Here is a 26,739-nt window from a genome sequence, read left to right on the forward strand (position 1 = left end):
GGAAAGGTCCTTCTCAACTGTGAGCATGTAACTCGATCCGCCCTTGCCCGAATGCTCCAGACCTTCGGCGTTCGGTTCAAGACTGATGTCTCTGGCCAAATCTCCCTCCTCGTCCATGGTGACTTGTCCGGTCAGGCCGTAACGAACCGCGGGCTTGAGCTCAGACAGAAGCTGTTGAACGTGTTCAAGGAAGATCTGTGTGGTCATCATGTTTGCGTAGTCTCATCGTCCGGGCTCTGGGATCTCATGCAGGGCCGTTCGGCGCGGTGCTTCCACCATCACTTAGTTCAATTAGCGAATCGTTCCAATGTTTAGCTGCAATTACATGCGCGGCTACTGCCCCCGCTGGGCATTCGGCATAAAGTAACTGGAGTAATAACAGCAAGCGGGATGGGGATCCAAAGTTGGATGCGTTCGGTATTCGTGACCGGTTGATCGATGGCTATCGATCGTTCACTGAAGGTTTTGTAGACATCAAGGATGAGCGCATCCGGAGCGAGGTTGAAAAGCTTGGCGATCAAGGCCGCCAGTGGCCGGACCCGTGGCTATCCCTGAACCCTTCATTCAAGTCCGGCGGAAGCGTCGACGAGCTGGTGTCACGGGGCGTCCTGCACAGCAAATGCAGCGAGATTTTCCGTCCGAAGAAGGATCTGTCTGACCGCGGTGCGACGTCTATCACTCTCCATAAGCACCAAGCGGACGCAGTGGAAATCGCAGCGAAACGACAGTCCTACGTCCTGACCACAGGCACCGGGTCCGGCAAGTCTCTTGCCTACATCGTCCCGATCGTGGACCGCGTCCTGCGTGAAGGAAGCGGCAAGGGGATTAAAGCCATCATCGTTTACCCGATGAATGCCCTCGCAAACAGCCAGATGGAGGAGCTGTCCAAGTTTTTGGAAAACGGCTTTGACGGCCAGTCGCCGGTGACTTTCGCGAGGTACACCGGTCAAGAAAAGGGCGAGGCGCGTGAAGCCATTCTCAAGAACCCCCCGGACATCCTCCTCACGAATTACGTCATGCTTGAGTACGTCCTCACCCGCCCGGAGGAACGCCAGTCGCTCATCCGGGCAGCGTCCGGGTTGCAGTTCCTCGTCCTCGACGAGCTGCACACCTACAGGGGCCGCCAAGGCGCCGACGTCGCCCTCCTGGTACGACGTCTTCGGGACGCCTGCCACGCCCAGTCCACCCTCCAATGTGTTGGCACATCGGCAACGATGTCCAGCGGTGGAACCGTGGCGGAGCAGCAGAAGGACGTCGCCGAGGTCGCTTCTCGCATATTCGGCGCCTCGATCAGTTCGGAGCAGGTGATCACAGAGACCCTTGTGCGCGCCACGACGTCGAGGGATCAGTCACCAGAAGATCTTCGAGCTGGCGTCCAGGAACGCGGAGACGCCGAGTTCAGCAGCGCGACTCTCAGCGGCGGCTACGCATCCATGCAATCGGACCCGCTTGCCTCCTGGATCGAGGACACCTTCGGGCTCACCACCGAGCAAGCATCAGGTCGGTTAATCCGCAGCGCTCCAAAAACTGTTACGGGTGCGGCCGGAACTTTGGCAGAGCTCACAGGCCAAGAACCTCGGAGATGCGCAACGGCCATTCGAGCCACGCTGCTGGCTGGCTCTAAGGCGAAGTCCACTACGGGTCGTCCATTGTTTGCGTTCCGTCTGCACCAGTTCATTTCCAAGGGTGGATCGGTTTACACCACTGCGGAGTCCGAAGAGACCCGGCTGATCGAGACGGATTTTCAGGTCAGCACTGGTGCGGAGGAGAAGCGCCTTTATCCGCTGGCTTTCTGCCGGGAATGCGGGCAGGAATACCTGATGGCGAGGCTCGTCGAAGCAGGTGGGGGATCTAGGTTCATTGCCCGCCACGACCTGAAATTCCAGGACGACGGCGGCGTCGACGATGGCAAAGACGGTTACCTTTTCATTTCCACCGGTCAGGAGTGGCCGGAAAATGCCGTCGAAGCGGGCCGGTTGCCGGCCTCTTGGCTGACAAACGCCGTCTCAGGTCACCCAGTCGTGGAATCGAAACGGAAGCGGCTTCCGCTTCGCTACCGGATTGAGCCGGGAGGTGACACCGTACGCGACAACGATCAGACGGCCTCCAGCGGACAGCTTGCTGCATGGATTCCCGGCAGCCTCGGATTCTGCCTCAATTGCCAGGTGACGTACGAATCCGCTCGCAGCGGCGAATTCTCCAAGGTGGTGACCTTGGACCAAGAGGGCCGCAGCAGCGCCATGACGGTCATCGCCACTAAGCTCGTGCAGTTGCTCAAATCGGACGCCGGCCAGGATCTCAGCAAAGAAGCCAAGAAGCTCCTCACCTTCGTCGACAACCGGCAGGACGCGTCTCTGCAAGCTGGCCACCTGAATGACTTTGTTCAGGTAGCCCAACTACGGTCCGCCTTGTACCGAGCGGTGGCTGCTGCTGGGGAAGATGGCATCGAAGCCGGCGACCTCGGTTCCGCCATCGTCAATACGCTGAGTCTGAATTGGTCAGATTACGCGCAAATTGAGGACCCGCTCGACCCCAAACCGACCATCCGCGCATTGAACGACGTGGTCACGTACCGTGCACTCCGGGACTTGCAGCGCGGCTGGCGCATCACCCTCCCCAACCTCGAACAGACCGGCCTCTTGCTTGTCGACTACCCACACGCGAAGCTCCTTGCGGAAAAGGAGAATCGTTGGGAGACGGCCCACTACATCCTGCGTGACGCGGAACCGGGCAAGCGGGAAGAAATCATCTGCGTCCTGCTCGACGAGTTCAGACGAGTCCTGGCCATCGACGCCGACGAGCTAACCGTTGACTCCCTCAACAAGGTCAAAGGCCGCAGCCGCGAATACCTCACCGGCATCTGGGCTCTTCCCGAACGCGAGCCGGACCCCAACGTCGGCCTGGTATCCACGGAGACCAAGAAGGGCGCCAGCTTCCGGAACCTCCTTCCTGTAACCGCCCACGGGACCTTCGGCCGCTGGCTGGCCCGTACTGCCGCGCCAGCGAACGCCCTGACTCAGAAGCTCTCCATGGCCGAGGTCAACGAGGTTATCGCGTCACTCTTCGAGACGCTCCTGACGGCCGGACTCATCACTGAAGTGCATGAAGGCAAGCTCTCCGGCTACCGCATCAAACTCTCCGCCATGGTCCTGCGGAAGGGCGAGGGCGAGTTCGGCGCACCGGATCTGCTGAGGCGCAGCTACCACCCGGACCAGAAGCCACGCGTGATCAAGTTCTTCAAGGACCTCTACCTGGAAACAGGCGTGGAGCTCGCTGGACTGCGCGCCGCCGAGCACACCGCCCAAGTGAGGCCCGAGGACCGGGAGGCCCGCGAGCAGGCGTTCCGGAAGGCGGAGCTGCCTTTGCTGTTCTGCTCGCCAACGATGGAACTCGGCGTCGACATCGCTGATCTCAACGCCGTGGCCATGCGGAACGTGCCGCCGACTCCCGCCAATTACGCACAGCGCAGTGGCCGGGCAGGCCGATCGGGGCAGCCGGCCTTGGTTCTCACGTATTGCGCCACGGGCAGCGCACACGACAGTTACTACTTTGAGCGTTCCAATTTGATGGTTTCCGGGCAAGTTCAGCCGCCACGGTTGGACTTTGCCAACGAGGATCTCATTCGCTCTCACGTCCATGCCGTGTGGCTGGCTGAGGCCTTGGCAGCAACCAGCAACGGTCTTGGTAAATCCCTCAGCGGCCTGCTCAAGCTTGAGGACATGAGCTACCCGATCCAACCGCAGATCCTGTCCTTCTTGCAGGATGAAAGCGCCGCCAAGCGTGCCAAGGCATCTGCGGCCTCCCTTCTCAGTGCCATCCGAGGCGAACTCAAGGACACCACGTGGTGGACCGAAGCCTGGGCGGACACTGTGGTCGACAACGCGCTCAGTTCGCTCGACGAAGCCTGCGACCGATGGCGCCAGCTCTACCGCAGCGCGCTCGGAGAACAGGACCTGGCCCACAAGGCGAGCCAGGACCACTCCCTCACCTCGAAGCAACGCGAAGATGCCGTCAACCGCCACCGGGAAGCCAGCCAACGACTGGAAATCCTGCTGAATGACAGCGATTCCCGCGGACAGTCTGATTTCTACACACTTCGCTACCTCGCCTCCGAGGGCTTCCTGCCCGGCTACTCCTTCCCCCGCCTCCCCTTGGCAGCCTTCATCCCAGGCATCCGCAAGGGCCGCGACAACAACAGCACCTGGCTCCAGCGCTCGCGGTTCCTCGCAATTAGCGAATTCGGACCGGACGCTTTGATCTATCACGAAGGCGCCCGCTACCAGGTCAAGCGTGTGAGCCTCCCACGTGACTCAGAGGGAGCAGGCGGCGGGGACGTCGTCCTCACCGAGGCCCGGGTCTGCGAGGCCTGCGGCTACCTGCACGCCCGGCAGGCAGGAGTTGATGTCTGCGAACTGTGCAACACTCCGCTCGGGGGCAGCTGGTCCAACCTCATGCAGCTCCAGTCGGTTATCACCCGGAGGCGGGAGCGGATCAGCGCCGACGAGGAAGAACGCAACCGGCAGGGATTTGAGCTGGTAACCACCTACCGCTTCGCCAATCACGGCAAGAAGCCCGGGCGCTCAGACGCAGAGATGTACGACGGCGACGAGCTGCTCGGCGATGTGCGGTACGGAGACGGCGCAACGGTTCGGGTGACAAATCTCGGGCGCCGCAACCGTGCGAACCCCGATAAGCACGGTTTCTGGCTGGACCTGATCACGGGCGAATGGTTGTCCGAGAAACGGGCTACCGAGGACTCTTCGGAGTCTCCTGACTCAGAAGACATGACCGTGGAGCAGTCCAAGAAGAAGCAAATGGTGACACCCTTCGTCGAAGACCGCCGGAACATCGCGGTAATCCGGTGGGCTGAAGAGCTCACAGATGAAGCGGCCACGTCCATGCAGTACGCGGTCGAACGCGGCATTGAAGCAGTGTTCCAGCTGGAAGATTCCGAGCTGGCCAGTGAACGGCTGAACGACGCGGACGATCGCGGCAGGCTGCTTTTCGTGGAGGCAGCCGAAGGAGGCGCAGGCGTCCTCAGACGGCTCCAGAGCGAGCCGGAGGCGATGGCAAAGGTCGCGGCCAAGGCGCTGGAGATACTCCATGTCGATCCCATATCGGGGGAAGAGATGGAGAACGCCTGCGTTCGGGGCTGCTACCGCTGTCTGCTGTCCTACGGCAACCAGCGCTCCCATGAATCCATCGACCGCCGGCTGGTCATCGATCTTCTGCAGAGACTGGCAAGATCCCAGACGACGGCGGCGGTCGCCAAGGCCCAAACGCCCGCCTTCGCGGCTCCCCAAGGAGCGGCGGTCAGCCAGCGTGCGCAAAGTATCTTGGACTATCTGGCCGCTCAAGGGCTCAATCTCCCCGACGGGATTGGCCAGGAGATCGACGGACAGGTGGTCGATTTTGCCTACAGCACCAGTTTGTCGCAGCCCACTGTTGTCATTGTGGAGGACGAGTCACGGCCTCCTGTGGATGAAATGATGCTGACGTACGGAAACTGGAATGTTCTGACTGTTCGTGCCGATGCTGCGATAGACGTGTTCGTCAAGGATCACGCAACTGTATTTGGAGTGGTTAAGTGAGTATTTCAACGGCCGAATCGAGCTATGCGGTGGGTTCATTGGTGTCCGCGCGCGGCCGGGAGTGGGTGGTGCTTCCGGAAAGTGATTCAGACTTTCTGGTTCTGCGCCCGATCGGCGGCACGGATGATGACATCGCCGGAGTGATCCCGTCCCTCGAAGACGTGAAGCCAGCGTCGTTCGGCCTGCCATCGGCAACGGACCTGGGCGACGACCGAAGCGCCCGGCTTCTCCGCGATGCCTTGCGCATCGGATTCCGCTCCAGCGGCGGCCCCTTCCGCTCCCTGGCGGGACTGAACGTGTCACCGCGCCCCTATCAGCTGGTGCCCCTGCTGTTGGCGCTCCGCCAGAACGTGGTGCGGCTGCTGATCGCCGACGACGTCGGAATCGGTAAGACCGTGGAAGCCGGCTTAGTAGCCGCCGAACTCCTGGCCCAAGGCGAAGCAAGCGGACTGACGGTTCTGTGCCCGCCCAGCTTGGCTGAACAGTGGCGGCAGGAGCTGTCACAGAAGTTCGGAATTGAAGCCGAGCTTGTTCTCCCTGGCACGGCCAAGAAACTGCAGCGCGCAGCAGGTTACGACCAGTCCATCTTCGAGCACTTCAAACACACCATCGTGTCCACAGACTTCATCAAGTCAGAGTCCAAACGTCACGACTTCCTGCGCACCGCGCCGGATCTGATCATTGTCGATGAGGCCCATGGCGTGACCGCCGATGACTCCGGTAAGGGCGGCTCGGGTCGGACCCTACGCTACGAGCTGGTCCGTGGCTTGGCCGACAACCCGGACAGGCACCTGGTCCTGGTTACAGCCACTCCCCACAGCGGGAACGATGCCGCCTTCAGAAACCTCATTGGACTGTTGGACAGCAGCTTGAAGACAACCGACCTCTCCGGTGAAGCGGGTCGGAGGAAGCTAGCGGACCATATGGTTCAGCGCCGCCGGGTGGACATCCGCACCTACCTGCAGTCTGACACCAAGTTCCCCAAGGACCGTGAAACGGTGGAGGTTCCCTACAAGCTGTCACCTGAGCACCGCGCCTTCTTCGATGCCGTCCTGAACTACGTACGGGGCCGTGTTCAGGACAAGACCGGGACGAAGCTGGAACAGCGCATACGTTGGTGGTCGGCATTATCGCTGCTGCGTTCCATGGCGTCCTCGCCTGCCGCAGCCGCGGCCACCCTGAACACGCGGGCCGTTGCAGACGAGTCCGAATCCGATGCAGCCGCCGAAAAGCGTGGCATGACCGTCGTCATGGACCAGGTAGAAGACGACGGCGGCGAGGCCATCGACGTCGTACCCGGGTCCCGGCCCGAAGGGCTGGAGGAAAGCTCCGGCGAGAAGCGCCAACTCAACGGGTTCCTTCGGACAGCTCAGGAACTGAGCACGAATCCTGCGAGCGACGCCAAGCTCCAGTTGCTCCTCGGCAGGATCCGAAAGCTTGTCAATGAGGGCTTTCAGCCCATCGTCTTCTGCCGCTTCATACCCACCGCCCACTACGTTGCCGAGTTTCTGCGGGAGTCACTCAAGAAGAAGTACGACGTCGAAGTGGTCACCGGCGAGCTCCCCGCCGAGGAACGAGCGGCGCGGATCGCAAACCAGGCCGAGCGCGCTGGAGACCTGCCGAAGATTCTCGTCGCTACTGACTGCCTCTCCGAGGGTGTAAACCTTCAGGACGGGTTCCAGGCCGTGATTCACTACGACTTGGCGTGGAACCCTACCCGCCACGAGCAGCGCGAAGGCCGTGTGGACCGATTCGGGCAGCTTGCCGACAAAGTCCGTGCGCTGACCATCTACGGTGATGACAACGGCATCGACGGGATCGTGCTGGATGTTCTCTTGCGCAAGCACGAAAGTATCCGGCGCGACCTGGGGATCAGTGTTCCAGTTCCGCCTAAGAGCGACCAAGTACTGTCCGCGCTTCTTGAGGGCATCCTGATGCGGGGCCAGAACGGCGACCAGCTGGAGCTGTTCAGCATGACCCCTGAGGCGGAGCAGCTGGAGGCGGACTGGCGCAGCAGCGCACAGGAAGAGAACGTCAGCCGTTCCCGCTTCGCGCAAAACGCCATCCACCCGGAACAGGTGCAGGCCGTCGTCGACGCCGCCCGCCGCAGCCTGGGAGACCCCGGCGACGTCTCCGTCTTTATCCGGGCTGCCTTGGAAGAAACAGGCGCGCATGTCGAGGACACGGCGGACGGTCTCAGGGCTGAGCTGCTTGCCGCGGTTCCGGGTATCCGTAACGCACTCGGCGCCAGGTCTGAGGCCAAATTCGTCAGGGACTTCCCGGCGCCCCGGAACTCCTCAGTTCTGGTGCGAACCGATCCGGCTGTAGCCAATGTCGCGCAGTATGTGTTGAACTCCGCACTCGACGAGCAGCTCGGAGGCAAGGAACGGCCCGCCCGCAGGTGCGGTTTCATCAAAACGCACGACGTCGACAAGCTCACCGTGGCGCTGCTGGTGCGTTTCCGCACCAAGCTGATCCTGCCGGCCCGGCTTGGCGACCGCACAGACATGGCCGAGGAAGCCCGCGTCCTGGCCTTCACCGGCACGCCCAACAGCCCCTCGTGGCTGGACGACGCCGAGGTGGACAAGCTCCTGCTGTCCAAGGCATCAGCGAACGCCGGCGACGTCAGCAACATGATGTCCAACATCCTCGGCACCCTTCCGTTGGTGACCGACACACTGAACGCCAAGGCCCAGGCGGTAGCCGAAGAAATCCGGGACGCCCACCGCGAAGTCCGCATCGTCGCTCGAGGCGACCGCGCTGGACAACTCGGCATCAGAGGCCTGAGTGTCGAAGCCAATCTTCCCGTGGACATTCTGGGCGTGTATGTTTACAGCCCCGCTGGAGGCAACAAATGAGTACGGCGTTTCAAGCGATTTCCGTTGTCGGCGGCGTGGTTCCGCCGTCGTTGCTGGGCCGGATCCAATCCGGAGAAGTCAACGACCCCAAGAGCCTTGACCCTGCCACCTACCACCTCATGGGCACCGAGACTGTTCGGGACGCGTCATCCCGCTCCTGGGGCTATCTCCGGACTGCCTGGCAGTCATGGCGTGAGCTCGATGCGAAGAAACGTCCGGACGGCCAAGGCGCTGGTACCGGCGACGCGCGCCAGAAGTGGCTCCTGATCCTTTTACGCGAGTTCGGTTACGGCCAGGTGCCTGCCACGGGTGGTGGGCTCCAGGCTGCGGACACCACCTATCCGATTTCGCACCGCTGGGAGTCCGTACCCATCCACCTGTTGGGACCCGGCGTCGAACTGGACAAGCGCTCACCGGGGGTGGAGGGCGCGGCGAAGCGTGCCCCCCAGGCCATGGTTCAGGAATTTCTCAACCGCGAGGCCGACTATCTGTGGGCCATCCTCAGCAACGGACTCAAACTCCGCCTGCTGCGGGACTCCACTGCCCTCGCCGGTTCCGCATACATTGAATTCGATCTTGAAACCATCTTCGACTCGGATCTCTACCCTGAGTTCCAGATTCTCTGGCAGCTCTGCCACCAGTCCCGCCTCGACAAGCGGGGCGGGGCTGAGGGCTCGCCGGCCGACTGCTGGCTCGAATCCTGGCGGGCTGAGTCTGTCGACGCGGGTGCCCGTGCACTCGACAAATTGGGTGTCGGTGTCGAAAAGGCTTTGGACTATCTGGGTACAGGATTCCTCCGGCACCCCGAGAATGGATGGTTGGTTGATGCCCTGCACACCGGCGAGCTAAGCCCGCGGGACTTCCACAAGGCCCTGCTACGTACTGCGTACCGCCTCCTGTTCTGCTTTGTTGTGGAGGACCGCAATGCGCTGCTGGTTCCCGATGCTCCGGCAGTTTCTAGAGATCGCTACGCCAGGTATTTCTCGACGCAGAGGCTGCGAAAGCTTTCACGCAGCCGGGACGGAGGTCCGCACCCGGATCTCTGGCGGACTCAGAAGCTTGTACTCTCCGCCCTCGGTGGCGACGGACTGGAAGCCGTAGGCTTGCCCGCACTGGGCGGCTTGTTCGACCCGGATTCGCGCGCTAAAAGACTTGAGCATCAGCCTCACGAAGACCTGCTCATGGGCGCAGAACTCGCCAATCAGGACTTCCTCAAAGCGATCCGGCGCCTGAGCTGGGTGCTGGGCAAGGGGGACCGGCTCCAGCCGGTGGACTACCGGCACCTCGGCGCGGAGGAGCTGGGTTCGGTCTACGAGTCCCTGCTCGAACTCATTCCCCGTATCGACACAGAAACACGCAGCTTTGAACTCGTCCGTCTGGCCGGCAACGAGCGCAAGGTCACCGGCTCTTACTACACGCCGCCCAGTCTGGTGTCGGCACTGCTGGACACGGCGCTGGACCCGCTGCTGGACGACGCAGTCAACGGCGGCACAGATGCTGCAGACCGAGAAACTCGCCTCCTAGCGCTGACGGTATGCGATCCCGCCTCAGGCTCCGGCGGCTTCCTAGTCGCAGCAGCACGCCGCATCGCACGCCGTCTCGCCGAAGTGCGCGCGGGAGAGAACGAACCCACGCCCGCCGACATCCAGCATGCTCTGCACGATGTCGTGGAACGGTGTATTTACGGCGTGGACATGAACGATCTCGCCGCCGAACTCGCGAAGGTTTCCCTGTGGCTGGAAGCCATGGAGCCAGGCAAAACGCTGGGCTTCCTGGACGCCCGGATCAAGATCGGAAACAGCCTGCTCGGGACTACACCGGCGCTGCTGGCCGGGGGAGTGCCGGACGAAGCGTTCGGCGTGCTGGAGGGCGACAACAAGAAATACGCCGCTGAAGTAAAGAAGCGGAACAGGGCAGAGAACTCCAGGAAGGCTGATAAGCTCTTCGGCTCACTGGGACAGGAAACCTTTAGCTTTGGAGGTACGAAGACGGGCGTCGCCGAGCTGATCGGCCAACGCCAGGAACTAGTAAAGCCAGTGTCCACCGCAGCTGAGGCTCGATCCCGGGCCAAAGCGTATGAAGCCTTCGATCATTCCGCTGGCATGGAACAGCAGCGCCTCCACGCAGACGCCTGGAGTGCTGCATTTGTCTGGCCGCTTAACGCCGGATCCGCCGAGCCGCCGACGTCCTCCATCGTCCGGCAATTGGCAGACATCGGGGAGTCAGCAGGATACGCCGACACGGTCATCACCGTGAGGCAGCTCGCGGAGGAATACCGCTTCTTCCACTGGCACCTGGAGTTCCCGGAGGTTTTCGGCGATCCCGCGTCCGGGGACATAGGGGCCGAAGGGTGGCCCGGGGGCTTCTCCTGCGTGCTCGGCAACCCGCCGTGGGAACGGGTCAAGCTTCAGGAGCAGGAGTTCTTTGCAGCCCGCCACGAGGCCATCGCGAAAGCGCCCAATGCTGCCGCACGAACGAGACTAATCAAAAGGCTCGTTCAAGAGGATCCGATGCTGCACAACGAATTCATCCGTGCGAAGCGCAATGCTGAGGGTCAGAGCGTCAGCATGCGTACGTCAGGGAGGTTTCCGCTTAATGGCCGCGGCGACGTCAACACGTACGCCGTTTTTGCCGAGCTGTTCCGAAGTCTCACGGGACCGCATGGCCGCTCCGGTGTAATCGTCCCGACAGGTATCGCCACTGATGCGACTACGCAGTATTTCTTCAAGGATCTTGTCGAGACGAGCACGATTGCGGCGCTGTACGACTTCGAAAATGCGAAGCCGGTCTTTGAAGGAGTGCACCGGAGCTTTAAATTCTGCCTGCTGACAATGGCCGGTCGGCTGGCAAAGGAGGAGACGGCTTCCTTTGCCTTCTTCCTCCATGACCCTGCTGACGTTTCAAAATCCGAGTTCGCGCTGACGCCCGACGAAATCAAGCTCATCAACCCCAACACCGGCACACTTCCAATCTTCCGGACCCGCCGTGATGCAGAAATCACACTCGGCATTTACCGCCGAGTTCCAGTGCTGATTAACGAGAACGATGCCGTCAATGGCAATCCCTGGGGCGTCTCGTTCATGAGAATGTTCGACATGTCCAACGACTCCCACCTCTTTCGCACCCGCGAGCAGCTCGAAGGCGACGGCTGGACGCTTGAGGGAAATGTGTTCGAACGGATGGTTAATGGCTTGCCTGAAACGATGCTTCCGCTCTATGAGGCGAAGATGCTTCACCAATTCGATAGAGCTTGGGCAACTTACGACGCTGCGACTGTTCGTGACACGACCGAAGGGGAAAAGAGTGACCCATGGTTTGAGCCGCTTCCACGGTATTGGGTTCCCCAGACCGAGGTTAAACGGCGAATCGGGGATCGCCCAGCGTCTGACTACTATTTCGGGTACAGAAAAATCGCCCGCACGACGGACGAACGCACCGTTATCAGCTATGTCCATCAAGCGGCAGGGGTGGGAGACTCGGGCATCATGATGTTCTCGGGACACCCTTTGCGGCTCGCGCTTTACGCTGGCTTTTCTTCCTTCGTTTTTGACTTCGTAATGCGGCAAAAGCTAGGGGGCACAAATATTGGGCATTTCATTACTCAGCAGATGCCAGCCCTGGCCCCTGAGATTTACGAGCGGGCAGCCCCATGGGACTCCAATGTTTCGACAGGGGAGTGGATCTTGGAACGTGCACTCGAGTTGTTCGTTTCTGGCTATAGCCTGACTGCCGTAGCTTCTGAACTCCGAGAGCCCGGCGGCCCGTTTGTCTGGGAGCGGCAGAGAAGACAACAGCTCCGGAGCGAATTGGACGCAGCGTTCATGTACCTATACCGAATTCCTCGGGATGATGTGGATTTCCTTTTGGAGTCTTTCCCCATTGTCAGGAGGAAGGATGAAGCGGTTCACGGAGAGTACCGAACAAAGCGACTGATCCTTGAGGTCCATGACGCGATTCAACAGGCAATAGACGCCAACGTCCCCTATGAGTCGCCGGTCAATCCGCCACCAGGGCAAGGTCCTCGTCATCCGGCTAGGGTGAACCACGTATGACCGACGCGCGCTGGCACGACTTCATGGAGTTCGCCGCCCTCTTCACTAAGACCGTTGATTTGGATGCCGACGAGTACAACTACAAACTGGCTTTGGCAGAACGTCTTAGGAAAACCAGGGAGATATACCTAAGCCGGGAGCCCGAGTGGTTCGAGGTGCTTCGGCGCGACATCTCGTCGTCGAATCTCATGAACCAGTACTTCATGATGCGGTTGGTGGATCTGGGCCGTTCGAAGCCTGGAGATCTGCGCCAAGCCATCGACTTGCTTTGGGAAGGGGAACCAGACGTCCGGCGAATCGACGAGTTCACAGCGCTGCTCCGTCCATATAATCCGGAGCAGTTTTCGGTCGGCGGCGTGGTGGGCTTCGCCTCGATTCTTCTGCTCGCCCGAGATCCGTACACCTATCCCCCTTATCGTGCCCGCGCCGTCAAGAAGTTTCTCAAGCTGGTCGGCTGGGAAGACCGTGGCGCGAATGGAGATCCGGCACGCAGATATGAATTGCTTCTGGAGTCGCTCGATGAACTTATCCGGCTGGCACCGGAGTATGGCATCAAACTCCGCGACCGCTTGGACGCCCAAGGACTGATGTGGACAGTGCTCAACGTTGATCCGACCGATGAATGGAGCTCCACCGATAGCGCAGCATTTCGAGCCTGGAGGGGAGACAAAGTGATGGCAGAAGACGTAACGGAGCTTGGAAACAGTGGTGCTAGCAAGGCACCCGAGGTCGAATCGACAGCGCGGCTGCTCCTCAGCGCTGGCCTACGTGGAGAACCGTCGCCGATGGACGTCAGCACTTCCACCTGGACGTCCGCAGCAGCAGCAGACCTGGCCAGCCGCATCGCCAACCCAGATGTCGGTACGGGCTCATTGATGTCAAAGCTGGAACGCCAGCTGGTCACCGCCTCCCGAGAGACAGTACTTTTGGCCGCGGAACTCCTCTACCTGCAGGTTTTGCCCCTGAGCAACGTGACACCAGCAACGAAGATCGCCCGCATTGAAAAGGTGCTGTCTTGGGTGCCCGGCGCCGCCGTCGAGCTTTCTGCGGAACTCCGCAAGGGCCTCGAGGCGCCCGGGGCGTTCAACGGGGGAGTGGGCTTCAACATTCAGGTCGCTGACCACCTCGGCTGGCTTACGCGGTTCGTGGAGCACGTCGCAGAGCAGCCGATGAGCCTCATCAACGAAGCCCTTGAGGACCCGTGGAAGTTCATTGAGCTGACGCGTGGCGTGCCCAAAGACTGGCCCACGATCCGCTACAGCATCGACTACTTGGCGTGGCCGGGCTACCTTCAACCGGTGGTCAAAAAGGATCACAGGATCAAGATCCGAAATGCTTTTGCCGACATCATCGGAGGCCCTACAGGTGATTCCGAGACTGACATCGCCAAGGACCTGCACCACATTAGGCAGGCTCAGCAGGGCGAATCCAGTGACTTCATTGAGTGGTACCGCGAACCGTACCTAAGCGAGTGGCAGCCCTCCGGTGAAGACGCCGGCCAGCGTGCATGGCTCGTCCGGCAGAACCAGGGAGGGATCGCGATGCTGGATTCCTGGCTGCAGGGTGAATTCGTTTCCACCCGGGCGCAGCACCTGGGTTCCCCGAAGCCTGGAAGCAGCTATGACCAAGTGCAGGCCGCCGTCAACGCTGGCTATCAGCACATCGACTATTCCGAGCGGAAGGCGCGGGCTCAGGAGTACTACCGCTTCCTGAGCCAGATGAAGGTGGACGACTTCGTCCTCACCGCCTTTGAAAGCAGTCTCTACCTCGGCGTCGTCACAGGCGAGGCCGAGTACGTGGATGATGAGACCTCCCGCCTGCGCCGGAGTGTTGCATGGCGGAAAAAGCCCCTGGAAAACGGAGACCTTCCTGCCCCGATGCCGCGCCTGCTCGAGGAGCAGGGGTCGGTGGTAGACCTGACAGACGGGCTCTCCGTCATAAGCGCTTGGTACGCGGAAGAGGAGCCCGGGGAGGTCCCGCCGGAAGAGGAACCGATCGCACAGCCGCAGATCGCCGTCGTGCCTCAACTCCGGGACGCGACCCCGGAGCTGGCCGCCAAACTCCATGTGGAGCGGAATGATGTCCAGGAAGTCATTCGGCTGCTTCAGACTCGGCAGCAGATTGTCTTCTACGGACCGCCGGGAACAGGCAAGACGTACCTAGCCGGAAAAATCGCCCGATTCCTCGCGGGTGAGGAACACGGGGACCACGTTAAAACGGTCCAATTCCACCCCTCGTATGCGTATGAGGATTTCTTCGAGGGCTATCGGCCCGCCAAGACGAACGGCGATAACGTCGGGTTCAGCCTGGAACCGGGGCCGTTGCGAAGGATTGCCGCCGAGGCTTCCTTGGATGGGAACCGGGACAAGCCGTATTTCCTCATCATCGATGAAATGAACCGCGGGAATCTAGCCAAGATCTTTGGCGAGCTGTACTTCCTGCTGGAGTACCGCGACCAGGGCATTAATCTGCAGTACAACCCCCAGCAGACGTTCGTGCTGCCGCCGAACCTGTTCATCATCGGCACCATGAACACGTCGGACCGTTCCATCGCGATGGTGGATGCAGCCATCCGACGACGATTCGCGTTCGTGGAGCTGCATCCGCAGGACGGGATGATTTCCGGAATGCTGGAACGATTCCTCGAGGCAAACGGCAAGCCTTCATTGCGGGCCGAGCTGCTCAATGCTCTGAACAGTGAAATCGAGGCGACGAACCGTGACCTGATGATCGGGCCGTCGTACTTTATGAAACCGCACGCCGAGTCTGACCAGGGACTGGAAGAGATTTGGAAGTACGAGCTTCTTCCGCTGCTGGAGGAGCAGTACTTCGGGCGCTTGAACCGGGACAGGGTGCGGGAGAAGTTCGGGCTGGCTGCCATGCGGAGGAAGGTGGGCGTGGAAGTAGGGCCCGTAGATCCTTCTCTGGAGCCCGGCAACTCCGGTGCCGGCGCCGGGGACGCCACAGTTGGCCCGCTGTCAGAATCTGACGAAACTGAGACGTGATGCCGTCCGAGATTGTCCTGGACGAGCTGCAGACGGTCGCTGAGCCTGTCGAGTTGGAGCGGGAGGTCGCTGCGACGTTGCGGGACACCGGTCTGGTGTCGGTGCTTCCGGCGCACGGGGGCCTCTGGACGGTGCTGCCCGCGGGGAGGGTCGGTGCGGTTCAGATTGGCGACTTGCTGGTGCGGGTGAAGCCGAAGGAGAAGGTAGGGCTGAGCCGGCTCCTGTTCCTGCTGGGCTACGCCATCAATCCGGGTTTCCGACCGGATGATGTGGCCGGCGAAGAGGATGATGACCTGTTTGCTGCCTTGGGGGAGTCGCTGACGCGGCATTGCGAGCGGGCACTGGATCGTGGGGCTTTGAACGGGTACGTGCATGTAGAAGAAGCGCTGCGGACGGTGCGCGGGCGGATCCGGGTAGGAGACCAGATGACCCGGCGGCCGGGAATGCTCCTGCCGCTGGAGGTTGCCTACGACGACTTCACGGTGGACATTCCCGAGAACCGGATTTTGAGGGCTGCCGTCCGGCTGATGATGCAGGTGCCGCGGCTTTCTGAAGGGGTGCGGGAGCGGCTGGCGCACATTGATTCGAAGCTGGACGGAGTGTCCGCTGTGCGGTTCGGGGCCCCTTTGCCCGCCTGGACGGAATCCAGGCTTAACGAACGGTATGTCCCGGCTCTGCGCCTGGCTGAGATCATCCTGCGGAACATGTCTGCCGAGGCGGGCCTGGGGCAGCACGTGGTTGCGTCGTTTGTGGTGAATATGGCGACTGTGTTCGAAGATTTCGTGACGACTGCGGTCCGCGAAGCTTTGGATCTGTATCCGGGAGAGACGCGCGGGCAGTACGAGACGTACATGGATGAATCCGAAGTGGGTTACCGAAATGGAGACCGGGTGCGGATGTTCGTGGACATTGTTCATTCCGTGGGTGGGGTTCCAGCAATGGTATTCGACGCGAAGTACAAGGCCGCTTCCGTTGCGGGAGCTTACCCGAACGCGGATCACTATCAGATGTTGGCTTATTGTACGGCGTTGGATGTACCGAGCGCTTGGCTGGTTTACGCGGGATCCGGAGAGGCTCGCAGACGCAGGATCCGTAACACGGCTGTATCGGTTGTGGAGTTTCCCATTGATATCTCTCAGCAGCCAGAAGCCCTGCTCGAAAGCATCCAAAGCCTTGCTGATCAAGCCTTCCGGGAGTTTGTGCAGCGCCACGGAGCTCCGATGCTCATGCCGGTGCAGCATAAGCAGTATGGCGCGGGTGACAGCGCTCTCGTAAGGTAAGAGTTGCACGTCTGCCTTGCCCGGGAAACGAGGGGGAATTTGTGACCAGTGAAGGTGCGCCCTCGGCTTCAGATGCCGCGTGGATCGTTCTGGACTATGCCCTACAAGGCGGCCCGTCCGGCTTAGACGAGGATACGATCACCTGGTCGAAGTCAACAGCAGCCGAACTTGAGCGGGTCGTAATTGCCATTCAGGATTCAGACGATTTCGGCTCGAAACTTGCCGACGCTATGGCGGGTTGTAAAAGGGAAATCTCGCTCTTGGCTGTCGAGCTAACTGCGCTAGCGTTACTTCCGTTGGAGCGCCCTGGCCCGGATCTGGAAGCCCTATTCGATCGACTCATTCACGTCGTTACTGGATCTCCCCCTGTTGTGCCCCCAGCGCTGCTAGACGGCATACGTGGACTCGGTTTTCGACAGGCAGGACCGGGTGACTCATTGCCTGATCGGCTCCTGTATCTGATCGGCTATGTGGACGCGTGTGGAAGCTGTCCCGATTATGACGCCCTGGTCGAACGGGGGGACGACGAATACCTTGGACACGAAGATCTCCACACTAGATGCCTTGGTGAACTAATAACGGAAAGCCCTTGGGCATGCGCTGAATTCTCAGGGTTAGTCGGTTATGAAAACTTAGACATGCGATACGATCTGGACCACATGCTATGGCCCGATTTTCTAGCGCCTCCTCATATTAGGAGATTCGCGGCACAGATCCGCAACGAGCAGTCCGACCTGCTGCAGGGCGAATTGGACCTGTCCGAAGTAGGGCTTCAAAAGGATCTATATCTGGTGAAGCAGCTGATGGGATCGTGGGGTGACTTACTCACAAAATGCGACTATCGGCCGCTTTAAGTGGGGGGTGCCCGTACGAAACTGCTGTTCCGAGGTTGAGCTGAAGGCCCCACCTTCAGTTGTTCCACCACCGTCGAAGTCGTTGGAAAAGTGGCTCTCGAGTTGCTGGCCGCTTCCGTTGAATCGCCACGCTCACGACCTCGCCGAGGCCTTCATCCATGTAGGACATAGAGCCCTTGTCCAAGAACACCAGCTGTCCGACTGGAACGGAGACTTGCCGTGCTGTTATCCAGTCCTTCGGAGATGCATTTTGATAGATCGGTTGAAGGCCGAGTACCGTGCAATCGCCAGCGTGTGCAAGGTGGACAACCGTGAAAGCCTTTCTTCTTATGGCGTCGGGTACAGGACGAAGCCGGCCGTCACTGCGATCAGCCGGTGGTCGCGAGCTTCCGGCGTTGGCCGGACCGCCGTGCCAGCAGCGTCATTCCGGCGACACCCACCAGTATGAGGAGGCACGCGGCAGAGCCAGCAACAGGCACGATTCCGGTGGATGAACGCAGCGCCCCCGTGGGGCAGTCCATGCCGACACAGCCAACGGGCTGCAGGTTATGCAGGAAGGCTGCCAAGGCAGCAAGCGCTCCGCCTAGCATGGCTGCCGCGCCGGCCCACTTGGGGAACTGCCCTGTCCAGAAAGTGTCGTCGAATCTTCCCTGGGCCACCACGGACTCCTAACTCTTCCCCGGCATGGAAAGGAATGACGGCGGCGGGACGCAAGTGCCGCCGTCGTCCTCGCCCTTCCTTCGCCTGGGGCGCCGTTGTAATGTCATGGCGTGATCGTGCCCGAAATCTCCCAGAACGCCGTGGCGGTCGCGGATCACTACGACGAGCTCGATCCCATTTACCGGCGAGTGTGGGGCGAGCATGTCCATCACGGGCTGTGGACGACGGGCCGCGAGACACCCGGCGAGGCCGTCGAGGCGCTCGTGGATACGGTCGGCGACAGGCTGGGCCTTCTGCCCGGCCAGGCGTGCGTCGACATCGGCTGCGGCTACGGCTCCACCGCAAGGCGGCTCGCTGTGACGCGCGGGGTCCGCGTCACCGGCTTCACGCTTTCGACTGAGCAGGCCCGCTACGCCGCCGCGCATGCCACACCGGAGGTAGACATCCAGGTCCGCGACTGGCTGGACAACGGGCTGGCCGATGCCTCGGCCGATGCCGCCTGGGCGATCGAGTCGAGCGAGCACATGGTGGACAAGCCCCGGTTCTTCGCCGAGGCGCACCGCGTGCTCTCGCCCGGCGGCCGCTTCGTCATTTGCGCGTGGCTCGCCGGGACCGGCGCCAGCGGGTGGAAAGTCCGCCACCTGCTCGAGCCGATCTGCCGCGAAGGGCGCCTGCCCTCGATAGGCACGCGCGAGGAGTACGAGGAGATGGCAAGGCAGGCCGGCTTTACGGTCACCGGTTACGAAGATGTCAGCCGCCGGGTCGCCCGCACCTGGCCGATCTGCGCCGGCCGCCTCGTGAAGGCCTTGCTCACCGACCGCGGGACACGGCGGCTTGCCCTTGGCGCACGCAACCGCAGCTCGTTTCTGGGCATCCCGCGCATGATCCTGGCCTACCGCACAGGAGCCATGCGCTACGGGATCTTCACGCTTACCAAGGTTGGGGAGACAGGGCGGTAGCCGGGCACACACCACAAACCAGGTTGACCGCGAACACCCTGTTGGAGCTCTGCCTCAGGGCAGCGGCTGCCGTTCGCCCACGCTGACGGAGGCCGACGGCGGCAGGTGCTCCCGCCGTCGTCGTTCCATCCGGCGCTGCTGGCCCGGCGACGGGATCCGGGCACGCTTGGCGCGGTTGCACCTGGCACAGGCCGCAACGAAGTTCTGCAGGCTGGTGGAACCGCCCTTGGACCACGGGTAAAAGTGGTCGCCGTGCTCGGCCGGGCGGGCGCAGCGGCGCCCGAACCCGCCTTCCAGCTCGCACAGCCCGTCCGCGCGGGCCATCCCTTCGCGGCGCTGTTGGCGCGTGAAACGGCGTACAGGATCCCGGCGCCGGACGTCCCGGCCGGTGATGACGGCGGCGGCAATACCCAGCACGACGGCGGCCACGCCGGGGAGCGCAACCGCGGCGGCAACGCCCTCCACCATGCCGCGCAGCACCCCTGCGGCGGCGGACGGACCAGCTCCGGTAGCCGGTGCTGCCTTGGCCGTGAGCGCCGACATCACCGCGACAGCGAGCCAAATCATCACCGCTGAGTACGCCAGGCGAAGCCCCTGCCGGGTCCAGTAGATGCGGCCGAGTTCCGGCATTGATTCCCCCATGTCGCTGCGCCGGTAGCCCTTGGCCCCGGATGTCCAGGAAATCGTATAGGCCTGGCGCAGGCCGGCGCCCCAGGTTCAGCTCAGTTTTTGCCCAGTTTCCGTATCCATGAGCGGCCGGATAAGCCGCAGGTGGTCCGAATCTGGGCGGAGCCGCGTCCAACAATGGCGCCATGACCCACGAACAGCACGAATCCGCGGAGCCCGCACTGGACAGCACCGAAGGCTACCGGGACACCACGCTGTACACCACCCTCGCCCCGTGTGCCATGTGCGCCGGGACCATCATTCAATTCAAGATCCCCCGCGTGGTGGTGGGGGAGGCGCGCACGTTCGACGGCGAACTGGAGCTCCTGCGGTCACGCGGGGTTGAGGTGGTGGTCCTGGATGATCAGCGCTGCGTGGACATGATGCGCACCTTCCAGGCCGACAACCCGGAGCTGTGGGCGGAGGACATCGCAGAGTAGCCCTCAGCCGCCGTCGTCCGTTTCAGGGTGTTGACCCGCGCGCAGGACCCGGCAGCGGCGGGGACCTTCGCCCCTTCCCTGCAATGGCTCCGGTCGCGGAGACTGGATGGCAAAAGGGGGAGCAGGGAGGTGGCTGGCGTGAGTAGCTGGGACTTGGGAATCGGCGGATTGGCACTGTTGGCGGTCATGTCGCTGGCCTTCGGCCTGGTGGCGCAGTTGATCGTCGGCTGGCACGTGGCCCGCTGGCTCTGGCTCTATTCGGCTCTGGCCTATTTCGTGGCGGGGATCCTGGTCAGCGAAGCCTGGTTCGGCTGGGCCACCGAGGAGGAGCTGCAGCCGAACATTGACGGGCTGTCCTTTGACGAAGTGCAGCTGGTGACCCTCGCCGGCCTCATTGCAGCCGTCACCGCACGGCTCGTCCTCCGGCGCAGAGGCCGCGCCGGCGGATCCGCCGGGAAACCGGCCAGCTGAACCCCTGCCCCCGGACTTAGCAGCGGGAGTCCAGGGCGTCGAACTGCTCCTGCCACAGGGACAGCTCGCGGGCCTTGTAAAGCCTGTGCGACGGGCTCCACTTCGGCCAGATCCCGGACGCGGGCTCTGCTTGCGCCGGCGGCCGGTTCTGGACGCGGGCGACTCCCGGCGGGGAGGGCGCGCGCTGCACGTTCCGTCCGCTGGCCACGGCGGGCCTGGCCAGCGCTTTTGGCCGGGTTCCGGGTCCGGCGGGCAGGGGTTTCAGGTCCATCGCCCAGAGAAACAGCTTGCGGCCCGTCCAGATGATGCCGAACAGGACCATCGCGGCGAACAGGACGGCAATCCACAACAGGAGTCCGATCGCGGACAAAATTACCACCATGGTCCATTTTACGGACGTGGCCGCCGTTAAGGGGAGGGCTGAATCTCCCGAAGAGGGACCGTGGCCCCCACGAGTTGGAGCGTGAACACCCACAGCAGCACGTCCTCGCCCGGCACGTACCAGTCCCGCTCCGGTGCCCGCCGGAAGCCCAGTGACTCATAGAGGCGATGAGCGCGTTCCATGAACGTGGCGCTGGTGATGCTGATTGCCCCGATGCCGGGAAGCTGCCGGGCGTGGTCTACCACCTCGCGGACCACCGCGCGCCCCACGCCGCCGCCCTGGCACGCCGGGTCCACCGCCAGCATCCGGAACTCCAGCTCCCCGTCCCCGGCGATCTCGCTGTACGGCTGGCCGGCGAACGTCAGCGTCACCGCCGCCACCACCCGCCCGCCGGCCTCCGCCACTCACACCTGCGCATGCTCCGCGCGGTGCTCCACATCCTCCAGCACGCCCATGTACGGGTGGTCCGCGGCGAAATGCCCGGCCCGGAGGTAGGCATCGCGCGTGATCCGCCGGACCTCCGGAAAGTCCGACGGCGCCGCCCGCCGGAGCGCGACGCTCACCGCACGCCTGCGGTTGCGGCGGTCCGCTCCACGTAATGGCCCAGCTGTGCCAAATCCGGCTGCGAGGACGGATCGCCCACGGCATCGCCGCCCACCGCGTTGGCCACCGCCAGTGCCCGGGTGTAATCCAGCCCGCTGCGCAAAGCCAGGACCAGGGCGGCGCAGAACGCGTCCCCCGCGCCCACGGTGTTTGCCACCGTCACCGCGGCCGACGGCGCCTCGGTCACCTTCAGGCCGTGCTGGAACATCGCGGAGCCGTCCCCGCCGTAGGTCACGGCCACCAGCTTCGCCGACGCAAGGGCGGGGATCAGGGCGTATTCGCTTTCGTTGACGATCACCAGATCGCACCGCTCCAGCAGCTCGGCCGGCAGGTCCATGGCCGGAGCGGCGTTCAGCACAAAATACCCCGGAGTCTTCCGGGCCGCCTCCAGCACCACCGGCAGGCCCACCTCCAGCTGGCACAGCACCGTCTCCTCCGGGCCGAACTCCACCCCGTCCAGGGACAGGTGCGAGTTGGCACCCGGGCACACCACAATCTGGTTTTCGCCGTCGCGGTCCACCACAATCAGCGCGGTCCCGGTGGCCCCCGGAAGGACCGCCACGTCAGCGGTGCCGACGCCGGCACCCGCCAGGGCGTCCAGCATCCGCTGCCCCTGGGCGTCACTGCCCACCGCACCCACCATCCGGGCGCTGCCTCCCAGCCGCGCGGCAGCCGCGGCCTGGTTGGCGCCCTTGCCTCCGGGCTGCTCGGACAGCACGGCGCCGCCGATGGTTTCGCCCGCCGTCGGGAGCCTTTCGGCGGTGGCGATCAGGTCCAGGTTGATGCTGCCGACGACGGTGACGGCAGGAAATGGATTGCTCATGGGAAGTCTCTCTCGAGGGGAAGCCGGAAGCGGCCGAATTAGGAAATAGTGTACGCCATGGTTGTACTTGTGCGTCATACATGGTTGTATAACAACTCGAATCGCCATTCAGGCGTATCCCCGTTCGAACAAAGGAGTTTGATGTGAACACCCCCACCCCGGTCACCGCCTCCCCGCCGGTTACCGCGGAACAGCCCGCCTTCGCCGGCCGCCGCGCCGCCCTGCTGATCTCCACCCTGCTGCTGGGCGTGCTGTCCTTCCAGCTCAACGCCAGCATGGTCACCCCCGCGCTGCCGCAGATCGCCGCCAGCTTCGGCCAGGGTGCCGACAGTGCAGCCCCCGTCCAGTCCATGTTCTTCCTCGCCGGGGCCATCGCGGGGCCGGTGATCGGCCGGTGGAGCGACTTCATCGGCCGCCGCGCCGCCCTGCTCCTGGTCCTCGGCATCATGGGCGCCGGCACCATCCTCTGCATCACCGCCCCCACCCTGCCGCTGCTCATCACGGGCCGGTTCCTGCAGGGCGTCTCCAGCGCCGTCTTCGCCCTTGCCTACATCGTGCTCAGCGAAAACCTGCAGGCCAAGGTCTTTGGCACCTCGGTGGGCATCATCGCCGCCATCAACGGGGGAGTGGGCGGCGTGGACGGCTACGTGGGCGGGCTCATGGCCGAGACCCTCGGCTTCCGGTCCATCTTCGTCGTGGTCCTGGTCCTCACGGCCATCGCCGCGGCCTGCATCATCAGGATCGTCCCGGCCGGACGCCCTGCCGGAGTGCGCGGTGCCATGGACTGGTGGGGCGCCGGATCCCTCTCCGTGTTCCTGGTCTTCATCACCTACTTCGTCTCCGGCGGCTCGGCCGCCGGCTGGACCGCACCGAGTACCCTGGCCCTGCTGGCCGGCACCATCGCGTCCTTCGCCGCCTTCTGGATCATCGAAAAGAAGCGCAGCCACCCGCTGATCGCCGTCCACCACCTGCGCTCCCGCCAGGTCTGGCCGGTCATCGCCACCACCGTCCTCACCCTGGCCGGCATCTTCGCCATCATCAACTTCACCGTGGTGCTTCTCAGCCAGGACGCCGGCGCCGGCTTCGGCCTGACCGCGTCCGTCTCCGCGCTCCTGTTCCTCACCCCGGCCGCGCTCATCGGCGTCTTCGCCGCACCCCTTGCCGGCTGGCTGGCCGACCGCCGCGGCTGGATCAAAACCCTCCGGATCGGCACCGGCCTGAGCCTGGCCTGCGCCATTGTTGCGGCCACTTTCTCCGAGAACCAGGTGGCGGTGCTGATTGCCGTCGCGGCCCTGGGCATCTTCTACAACGGCTTTTTCCTCACCGCCATCAACGGGCTCTCGGTGCTGCTGTCACCCAAGGAAGCCCCGGCTGCCCTGCCCGGCATCAACGGTGCCTCCTTCGGCATTGGGGCGAGCCTCGGCGTCGTGCTCGTGGCGCCGTTCGCAGCGCAGGCCACCGCCGCCGGGTACGCCGCCGCCCTCTGGATTTCGGTGGCCATCACGGCCGCCGCGTTCATCGTCAGCCTCTTCGTCGCCGCCCCCAAGGGCAAGACCCTCTGACCAACCCCACCCTCAAAGGAAAGATAAACACCGCCATGACCACCACCAGTCACCCGTTCTACCTGGACTGCGACACCGGAATCGACGACGCCCTTGCCCTGGCCTACCTTCTCGCCGCGCCCACGGCCGACGTTGTGGGGATCGGGAGCGTCAGCGGCAACGTCAGTGCCGCCGTCGGCGCCCGCAACACCCTGGACCTGCTCCAGCTCGCCGGCCACACGCACATTCCCGTGGCGCTCGGCGCGCACCATCCGCTGGCCGGGCAGTTCGGGGGAGGGGCGCCGTGGGTCCACGGGGACAACGGCATCGGCGGGGTGCAGCTGACGACGGCGTCTGCCGGGCTTGCGTCCGAGTCGGCGGCGGAGATGCTGGTCCGGCTCGCCCATGCGTATCCGGGAACGCTGCGGGTGCTGGCCATCGGCCCGCTGACCAACATCGCCGAAGCCCTCCGGCTGGAACCGGACCTGCCCGCGCTGGTGGACTCGGTCACCATCATGGGCGGCGCGGCCCTGGCCCCCGGAAACATCTCGCCGGTGGCCGAGGCCAACATCCACAACGACCCCGAGGCCGCCGCCCTGGTGCTGGCGGCTGGCTGGGATGTCATGCTGGTTCCGCTGGACGTGACCATGGCCTCGGTGCTGGAGGAGCCGCACCGGCAGGCGCTGCTGGCGTCCTCCGCGCCGGTGCCGCAGGCGCTGGGGGAGATGCTGGGCTACTACTTCCGGTTCTACGAGGGCATCTTCGGGCGGCCCTGTTCCGCCATGCACGATCCCCTGGCTGCGGCGCTCGCTGTTGGCGCGGTGCAGGCGGCTGTTGCACCCGTGGTGCGGGCCGCCGTCGACACTTCCGACGGGCCGGGCCGCGGGCAGACCGTTTGCGACCTGCGCGGGCTGTACGCGGGCTACCCGCCGGTGAAGGGCGCGCGGTGCCGTGTGGTCCTCGCGCTGGAAGAGGACTTCGCCCCGCACCTGGTGGAGACGCTCCTTGGCTTCTTTGAGGGCACGACGGCGGGACTCGCCTCAGCGGGCTCCGCCGCCTGACGCCCTCCTGCGGTGGGGAGAGCGCGTTGCCCGGCACGTCCGCAGGGACGAGCCGGGCAACGGTCGTTCAGCTCACGTGCTCCGGGACCGGCCGGGTGGTGTTCGCAACGGCGTGCGGGACCGCCACCAGGGCCAGCACCGCGAGCGCTCCGGCTGCTGCAAAGACGTAGAAACCCCAGGGATAGGCGATGCCGGCAGCGACCAGCCCGCCCGTCACCGCAGGTCCGGCGATGGCGCCGACGCGGCCCACACCGGCGGCGAACCCGAGGGCCGTGGCGCGCAGGCGGGCCGGGAACAGCTGGCTCACCCAGGCGTAAACGAGCACCTGGGAACTGAAGACAAACACCCCGGTGACGAAGACGAGGGCGTTGAGCAGGACGGCGTTCTCAACCTTGATGCTTAGCAGGGCAAGGCAGGCCGCGGAGAGGCCGAACCAGAGCAGCACGATGGGTTTGGTGCCGTGCTTGTCCGCCAGGATGCCGGCGATGATCAGGCCGGCTACGGCGCCCAGGTTCAGCACCAGAAGCAGGGAAAGGCCGGCGCTGACAGGGTAGCCAGCGGATGCCATGAGCTGCGGAAGCCAGGTGTTCAGGCCATAGACGAGCAGCAGCCCCATGAATGAGGCGGCGGCGATGGCCGCGGCAACCAGGGGGTAGGGCTTCTTCACCAGGTCCCGGAACCCGGTCTGTTCCTGCTTCTCGGCCGTCTGTGCGGCCGGCAGGGTCTCGGGCAGCTTGAACCACAGGAACGGCAGCAGGACAAGGCCGGCGACGCCTCCGACGACGAACATCGTGCGCCAGTCCGGGATGACCATCAGCGCCAGGAAAGCAGTTGCCACAGCCCCGACGTGGTAGCCGGTCATGGTGCGGGTGGTGGATTTTCCTGCGGATCCCGCCGGTGCGTAGTCGTTCATGTAGGCGAGGGCCACCGGAAGGCAGGCGCCCAGTCCGACCCCGGCCAGGAAGCGAAAGACGCCGAACATAGCCACGTTGGGCGCCCACGCCACCGCGAGGGTGAAGATCGAGAACCAGAGCACGCAGGCAACCATCAGTTTGCGGCGCCCGAAGCGGTCTGACAGCGGGGCGATAAAGAGCGCGCCGAGGCCGACGCCGACGAGGGAGATGGTGGCAACCAGGGTGGCGCCGACCGCGTCGAAACCAAGTTCGCCGGTCTTGATAAGTGTGGGAATGACGGTGCCAAGCACCACCAGGTCAAAGCCGTCCAGGACCATGGCCAGCCAGCAAAGCCACACGGGCCACTGGGACCTGCGGATGGAGGGTGAAGTTGTCATTTAATCCTCATTGATCAGGTAAAGGGATAGGCGCACGCCGCAGCTAACAGCCTCATCAGCTGATGTGATGCGCGGCATACGATCCGCCGACGAGGATACCCGAAAGTTCATTGAACGCACAAATGTTCGCATGTCGAACACTTAAGAGCATGGAGTTGCTTAGGCATGAAGCATTCAGGTTCCTGAAATCCTGTTAGCTGCC

15 protein-coding genes and 2 pseudogenes are annotated in these 26,739 nt (G+C 63.3%); 11 read left to right on the forward strand and 6 right to left on the reverse strand.

The features are described 5' to 3' along the window. Positions 1-404 precede the first annotated feature (404 nt). The 6 genes from ACFC25_RS10805 (at position 405) to ACFC25_RS10830 (ending at position 17,640) form a co-directional block, all read left to right on the forward strand. Complete coding sequence (locus tag ACFC25_RS10805; protein ID WP_376045153.1) at positions 405-5,591, forward strand: DEAD/DEAH box helicase; 5,187 nt, start codon at positions 405-407, stop codon at positions 5,589-5,591. Beyond that, positions 5,588-8,449: a helicase-related protein gene (locus tag ACFC25_RS10810; protein ID WP_376045154.1), complete on the forward strand. Its 2,862-nt coding sequence runs from the start codon at positions 5,588-5,590 to the stop codon at positions 8,447-8,449. The genes ACFC25_RS10805 and ACFC25_RS10810 overlap by 4 nt, the downstream gene beginning before the upstream one ends. A gap of 419 nt (positions 8,450-8,868) precedes the next feature. Next, complete coding sequence (locus tag ACFC25_RS10815) at positions 8,869-12,501, forward strand: Eco57I restriction-modification methylase domain-containing protein (RefSeq protein ID WP_376045155.1); 3,633 nt, start codon at positions 8,869-8,871, stop codon at positions 12,499-12,501. Then, complete coding sequence (locus tag ACFC25_RS10820; protein WP_376045156.1) at positions 12,498-15,506, forward strand: McrB family protein; 3,009 nt, start codon at positions 12,498-12,500, stop codon at positions 15,504-15,506. Before ACFC25_RS10815 ends, ACFC25_RS10820 begins: the two co-directional genes overlap by 4 nt. Beyond that, on the forward strand, positions 15,506-16,786 hold the full coding sequence (locus ACFC25_RS10825; protein ID WP_376045157.1) for an McrC family protein: 1,281 nt from the start codon (positions 15,506-15,508) through the stop codon (positions 16,784-16,786). The genes ACFC25_RS10820 and ACFC25_RS10825 overlap by 1 nt, the downstream gene beginning before the upstream one ends. A 41-nt stretch (positions 16,787-16,827) precedes the next feature. Next, positions 16,828-17,640, forward strand: coding sequence for a hypothetical protein (locus ACFC25_RS10830; protein WP_376045158.1), 813 nt, complete (start codon positions 16,828-16,830; stop codon positions 17,638-17,640). A 368-nt stretch (positions 17,641-18,008) separates the two neighbouring features. Here ACFC25_RS10830 and ACFC25_RS10835 read toward each other — a convergent pair whose 3' ends face one another. Further along, positions 18,009-18,299, reverse strand: coding sequence for a hypothetical protein (locus ACFC25_RS10835; RefSeq protein WP_376045159.1), 291 nt, complete (start codon positions 18,297-18,299; stop codon positions 18,009-18,011). A gap of 111 nt (positions 18,300-18,410) precedes the next feature. Here ACFC25_RS10835 and ACFC25_RS10840 point away from each other — a divergent pair, with 111 nt between their 5' ends. Further along, positions 18,411-19,259 carry a class I SAM-dependent methyltransferase gene (locus ACFC25_RS10840; protein WP_376045160.1) on the forward strand — a complete coding sequence of 283 codons (849 nt, stop codon included), beginning with the start codon at positions 18,411-18,413 and terminating at the stop codon, positions 19,257-19,259. Positions 19,260-19,313: 54 nt separating this feature from the next. Here the strand turns inward: ACFC25_RS10840 and ACFC25_RS10845 are convergent, their stop codons facing one another. Further along, a complete protein-coding gene (locus ACFC25_RS10845) occupies positions 19,314-19,889 on the reverse strand; it encodes an HNH endonuclease (RefSeq protein ID WP_376045161.1) in 576 nt (191 codons plus the stop codon). Between the two features lie 140 nt (positions 19,890-20,029). Here ACFC25_RS10845 and ACFC25_RS10850 point away from each other — a divergent pair. Then, positions 20,030-20,365, forward strand: a pseudogene (locus ACFC25_RS10850) (deaminase); the annotation flags it as partial. A gap of 138 nt (positions 20,366-20,503) precedes the next feature. Beyond that, positions 20,504-20,836, forward strand: a complete 333-nt coding sequence (locus ACFC25_RS10855; RefSeq protein WP_376045162.1) for a hypothetical protein — start codon at positions 20,504-20,506, stop codon at positions 20,834-20,836. 16 nt (positions 20,837-20,852) lie between these two features. On the opposite strand, the gene ACFC25_RS10860 is transcribed toward ACFC25_RS10855, so the two are convergent. The 3 genes and pseudogenes from ACFC25_RS10860 to ACFC25_RS10870 form a co-directional block, all read right to left on the reverse strand. Next, positions 20,853-21,218 carry a hypothetical protein gene (locus ACFC25_RS10860; protein ID WP_376045163.1) on the reverse strand — a complete coding sequence of 122 codons (366 nt, stop codon included), beginning with the start codon at positions 21,216-21,218 and terminating at the stop codon, positions 20,853-20,855. Positions 21,219-21,244: 26 nt separating this feature from the next. After that, positions 21,245-21,781, reverse strand: a pseudogene (locus ACFC25_RS10865) (GNAT family N-acetyltransferase). Beyond that, entirely contained in the window at positions 21,778-22,644 is an 867-nt protein-coding gene (locus tag ACFC25_RS10870) for a ribokinase (RefSeq protein ID WP_376045164.1), read from the reverse strand. The pseudogene ACFC25_RS10865 and the gene ACFC25_RS10870 overlap by 4 nt, the downstream one beginning before the upstream one ends. Before the next feature lie 143 nt (positions 22,645-22,787). Here ACFC25_RS10870 and ACFC25_RS10875 point away from each other — a divergent pair, with 143 nt between their 5' ends. After that, positions 22,788-24,206, forward strand: a complete 1,419-nt coding sequence (locus tag ACFC25_RS10875) for an MFS transporter (RefSeq protein WP_376045165.1) — start codon at positions 22,788-22,790, stop codon at positions 24,204-24,206. A 35-nt stretch (positions 24,207-24,241) separates the two neighbouring features. After that, positions 24,242-25,246 (forward strand): nucleoside hydrolase, encoded by a 1,005-nt coding sequence (locus tag ACFC25_RS10880; RefSeq protein WP_376045166.1) that lies wholly within the window; start codon positions 24,242-24,244, stop codon positions 25,244-25,246. Between the two features lie 67 nt (positions 25,247-25,313). On the opposite strand, the gene ACFC25_RS10885 is transcribed toward ACFC25_RS10880, so the two are convergent. Beyond that, on the reverse strand, positions 25,314-26,537 hold the full coding sequence (locus ACFC25_RS10885) for an MFS transporter (RefSeq protein ID WP_376045167.1): 1,224 nt from the start codon (positions 26,535-26,537) through the stop codon (positions 25,314-25,316). Positions 26,538-26,739: the final 202 nt, after the last annotated feature.

The sequence above is a fragment of the Pseudarthrobacter sp. NPDC055928 genome (assembly GCF_042270935.1).
GTDB lineage: Bacteria > Actinomycetota > Actinomycetes > Actinomycetales > Micrococcaceae > Arthrobacter.

Excerpts from the sequence above, each read along its gene's own strand:
- ACFC25_RS10825 (WP_376045157.1), top strand. The coding sequence starts at position 15,506 with ATGCCGTCCGAGATTGTCCTGGACGAGCTGCAGACGGTCGCTGAGCCT.
- ACFC25_RS10820 (WP_376045156.1), top strand. The coding sequence starts at position 12,498 with ATGACCGACGCGCGCTGGCACGACTTCATGGAGTTCGCCGCCCTCTTC.
- ACFC25_RS10880 (WP_376045166.1), top strand. The coding sequence starts at position 24,242 with ATGACCACCACCAGTCACCCGTTCTACCTGGACTGCGACACCGGAATC.
- ACFC25_RS10845 (WP_376045161.1), bottom strand. The coding sequence starts at position 19,889 with ATGCCGGAACTCGGCCGCATCTACTGGACCCGGCAGGGGCTTCGCCTG.
- ACFC25_RS10885 (WP_376045167.1), bottom strand. The coding sequence starts at position 26,537 with ATGACAACTTCACCCTCCATCCGCAGGTCCCAGTGGCCCGTGTGGCTT.
- ACFC25_RS10870 (WP_376045164.1), bottom strand. The coding sequence starts at position 22,644 with ATGAGCAATCCATTTCCTGCCGTCACCGTCGTCGGCAGCATCAACCTG.
- ACFC25_RS10860 (WP_376045163.1), bottom strand. The coding sequence starts at position 21,218 with ATGGTGGTAATTTTGTCCGCGATCGGACTCCTGTTGTGGATTGCCGTC.